Source organism: Cohnella lupini (genome assembly GCF_003386205.1).
GTDB lineage: Bacteria > Bacillota > Bacilli > Paenibacillales > Paenibacillaceae > Cohnella > Cohnella lupini.
The window spans coordinates 1-3,936 of record NZ_QRDY01000051.1; the positions used below are offsets into that span (position 1 = coordinate 1).

Annotated in this window: 3 protein-coding genes; all 3 read right to left on the reverse strand. The window is 50.8% G+C overall.

Features of this window, described 5'->3' with window-relative positions; genetic code table 11:
- Positions 1 to 71: 71 nt before the first annotated feature.
- Positions 72 to 1,331, reverse strand: a complete 1,260-nt coding sequence (ltrA, locus tag DFP95_RS28495) for a group II intron reverse transcriptase/maturase (protein ID WP_115996070.1) — start codon at positions 1,329 to 1,331, stop codon at positions 72 to 74.
- Between the two features lie 293 nt (positions 1,332 to 1,624).
- On the reverse strand, positions 1,625 to 1,936 hold the full coding sequence (locus DFP95_RS29575) for a group II intron maturase-specific domain-containing protein (protein ID WP_342768297.1): 312 nt from the start codon (positions 1,934 to 1,936) through the stop codon (positions 1,625 to 1,627).
- Positions 1,923 to 2,870: a group II intron reverse transcriptase/maturase gene (gene ltrA, locus DFP95_RS28500; RefSeq protein WP_245988058.1), complete on the reverse strand. Its 948-nt coding sequence runs from the start codon at positions 2,868 to 2,870 to the stop codon at positions 1,923 to 1,925. The genes DFP95_RS29575 and ltrA (DFP95_RS28500) overlap by 14 nt, the downstream gene beginning before the upstream one ends.
- Between the last annotated feature and the right edge of the window lie 1,066 nt (positions 2,871 to 3,936).

A 3,936-nucleotide genomic window follows, 5' to 3' on the forward strand; every position in this document is an offset into this window, starting at 1 on the left:
AATTAAGTAGGAGGGGGCGGCTAGCCCCCGACCTCTCACACCACCGTACGTACCGTTCGGTATACGGCGGTTCATGAAATATTCCGTAATGAGTTGTATCTGTCCGTTATGCACTTTAACCCATTGGACTCCCAGTATCGGTTGTTCAATGCCCGCTTTAAAATCGGACTACCTGCAGTACGCCAATACCCTTTTCGGGTATTTCCCCATTCAAAGGCTTTATCTTTAGGCATCCCTAAAGATATAAGCCTTTTTACTTTGGTTTTCGGGTTCTTCCATTGTTTCCACAGGCACATGCGTAACCTGCTTCGAATCCATGAATCCATGCTCTTAAAGATACTCGGAGTGTCCGCAAGCGAGAAGTAACCGCACCAGCCTATCAGGTATTGGTTCAATTCCTTTATTCGCTCTTCCATCTTCATTGGCTTCTTCCGAGAGGTTATCTCTCGGATTTTAGCTTTGGCTTTCCGTAAGGATTGCTCGGCAACTCTTACTTTCGGCTCTTTGTTTACACTGAAACTAAACCCAAGAAACTTCCGTTTCCACGGGCGGTCTACCGCGCTTTTCGCTTGGTTCACCTTTAGTTTTAGCCTGTTCTCAATGAACTGGGTCACGGATGCCTTGACCCGTTCGCCTGCTCTTTTGGTTTTCACGTAGATATTGCAGTCGTCCGCATAGCGGACGAAGCGATGTCCGCGCTTCTCCAGTTCTTGGTCTAGTTCGTCCAACACAATATTGGACAACAGCGGGCTTAATGGACCGCCTTGCGGCGTTCCTTCCACTGTTGGCTTAACCAGACCACCTTCCATCACACCTGCCTGCAAATACTTGCGAATAAGTAGCAGAACTTTCTTGTCTTTCACCCTGGACGCAAGTTTCATCATCAGACGGTCGTGGTGGACACGGTCAAAGAACTTCTCCAGATCAAGATCGACGACGAATCGATATCCTTCTGTCATAAACGTTCTAGCTTTCCTCACTGCATCGTGTCCCCGCCGTTTCGGACGGAAGCCGTAGCTGTGTTCGGAAAACTGAGGATCAAACAATGGCGTTAGCACTTGGGCGATTGCTTGTTGAATGAATCGGTCTGTCACGGTAGGGATACCTAATAACCGCGTTCCGCCATTCGGTTTCGGGATTTCGACCCGGCGAACGGAACTCGGTTCATAGGTGCCTTCTTCTATCGCTTGTCGTATCGTCTGCCAGTTTTGTTTGATGTGATCTCGTAAGGATTTTACGGACATGCCATCAACGCCATGGCTTCCCTTGTTGGATTCGACACGCTTTAAGGCTTCCAGAAGATTTTCCCGTGACAGTAATTGCTCCAACATTTCTTACAACTCCTTGCGTGATTTGTACCTTCCTCTTGTGCCAGAGATATGCTCTGCCCTGCCAAAGCCCCACACGGATTCACCGCTTCCTTCATCAACAGGTCCTTTCGGATTTTCTGCTTTCATCGCTCGCTCTGAACGCCTTGACGTACAAATACCTATTTCATGTTCAGCCCTTTCGCAAGTTGTTGCAACACCTTGCGTGTAGAGTCGAAGGAGGTCGGCTTACGCCTTCCTCCGTCCGCTCGTTCAAACGGATCGTGCAGTTTTCCCGCAATCCGCTTTCCTTCATGTCACCCTCTGGGTGCAGTTCGTAAGTTCAAATCCGGTATTAACGACAAGAGATTTACCAATCTATACTTGGAGTAGAGGGTGGACTCCGGCAACTTCTTCCATCCCGCATTGCGCCAGCGTTTGAAGCGGTGACTCCATATCCGCCTGATGATCCAGCGTTGAAGTCGGTTGAACAGCTTTCTTACATGGGCTTTTCGGAAATAGTTGCCCCATCCTCGTATAACGGGGTTAATGGAGTCAATAAGCTCAAAGACCGTTAGCGGAATGCGTCTATGCGTTCGGGCTCGGATGGTTTCCTTAAACGATTGAATGGACTTGTCTTTGGGATAAGCATTTCGGTTGCTTCTTTACCTTTTCCCGCGACAACGACAGTCCTTTTCCTCGTTTCAGCTTGTAGCCCAGAAACTCGAACCCCCATTTGATATGAGTGATCTTTGTTTTATCCGGGTGAAGCGTCAATCCAAGCGATTCCAGAATCATTCTTGCATCCCGTAATGCTTGTGCGGCTTCCACCTGCGTCTTGCAGAGGACCACCCAATCGTCGGCGAAACGCGTCAGTCGGTAACCTCTACTCGTCATCTCGTGATCGAACTGGTTCAGGTAGATGTTGCTGAATAGCGGACTCACGACGCTACCTTGCGGTGTGCCGCTCGGTGTCGCGTATTTCTTCCCGCTTTCCATGTACCCGGCTTCGAGCATTTGTCTGACAAGTTTGAGGATTCTACCATCGCTAACTTGTTCTGCGATCATGTCGATGAGCGGTTCGTGATGTACGGTTCCGAAGAAATCCCGCAAATCCGCGTCTACAATCCATTCGCATCCGTCCATCAGTTCGCGATAAATCTTCCGCATTGCTTGGTGCGTGGAACGCCCTGGACGATATCCGAAGCTGCATTCACTGAACAGCGGCTCGAATATGGGTTCCAACCGGTTCTTTAGCGCTTGCTGACACACCCGATCTCGTATTGCCGGAATGCCTAGCGGCCGTTTCTCATTTGGTTTCCCTTTCTTAGGGATGAGAATTCGTCTGACTGGCATTGGTCGATACGTCCCTTGCTTCAGCTCTTCGTGCAGTCGATCCAGTTCTATCTCTGCTACGGTTTGGAAGGCTGGGATGGTAACCTTGTCGATTCCTCCACTGCCTCCATTTGCCTTCACTGACTCCCATGCCATTTCCAAGTTTGTTCGGTGATACACCTTGTCAATTAACGAATGAACTTTCCTTCCTGTGCCTTCTGCTGTCATGCGTCTCGTATCCTCCACCTGCAAGTTCTGGGTCTTTCACATAGGGAACTATCCTTTCCTTGCCGCCTACTTGCGAAACTCATTCCAGTTCCGGTCTCCATAAAGCGAGCCGCCTTCCCCTTCTGGTTCACCATTTGAGTGAGCAGAAGCCAACCGCACCAGGGCGGCTGATCCGGACGTTTCTGTTGTTCGTCCGTTCATAAGTAGTACGCAGCTCTCCGACTTCTCGCCATGCGTTCGGACTGCATTTCGGGGTTACCTTATAGCATCCATTACTGAAACTGCCGCGCGTTCTTGGAAGCGGTGGGCGCGGCGCGACCGCTTCGACTTTATTTAACCACTCGTCCTGCAAGTGCATTTGTTTCAGACACGACGAGATCTCCGTGGGTCACATCGTCATCTTCCGTACCATGCCGCCCGCACACACCTTGGTGCGATGGGTGGACTAGAACGCCTTCGTCTCCATAGTGCAGACTCGACCTTGCCCCATCTTTGGCCGACCGGTTCGCAATTCGGGTAGCCCCGTTTCACTGCGGCCTGGTACTTCTCCTCAAGCCCTTCAGACTCTGCCTCACGGCAGACGCCCTGCCCTCCGGCAGGAAAAAAAAAAATCTGCCGGCCCCCGAGGCATTACTCCCGAGTTTGGATATGAGCCCCCTAGTCCGGTGCTCAGCGGGACTTCAACCCACCTGATGATCGTGCTGCCACGCACGCACTATGGCTTCTGCTGACTTCTGTACGTTCAATCTGCTCTCGCAAGCAGAGTTACGGAGTTACTCCGCGTTCCGTACAGATCTCCCCAGGTAAGAACGCTATCTTCCTCTCCATCTACCCGCCTCATTTACTTCCATTCGCCTTCGGCAGTAAGGACTTTGACTTGTAATGCAGCCTCATCCAACGAACGTTAGCCTGATATGAGATTCGTGTTCCTCGGACCGGAGATTTGCCGCCGACTTCCTTCAGATTCGACCTCACGATCGACACCCTTGTCTTAAGCTAATGACTACTACTGCCTTCGCCATTCGGGACTTGAACCCTAAAGATAGCGCCCATGCTGGGCGCACAT

What these genes read in the sequence shown, in the direction of transcription:
- ltrA (WP_115996070.1), bottom strand. Translation starts at nt 1,331, where the DNA reads ATGTTGGAGCAATTACTGTCACGGGAAAATCTTCTGGAAGCCTTAAAG.
- ltrA (WP_245988058.1), bottom strand. Translation starts at nt 2,870, where the DNA reads ATGACAGCAGAAGGCACAGGAAGGAAAGTTCATTCGTTAATTGACAAG.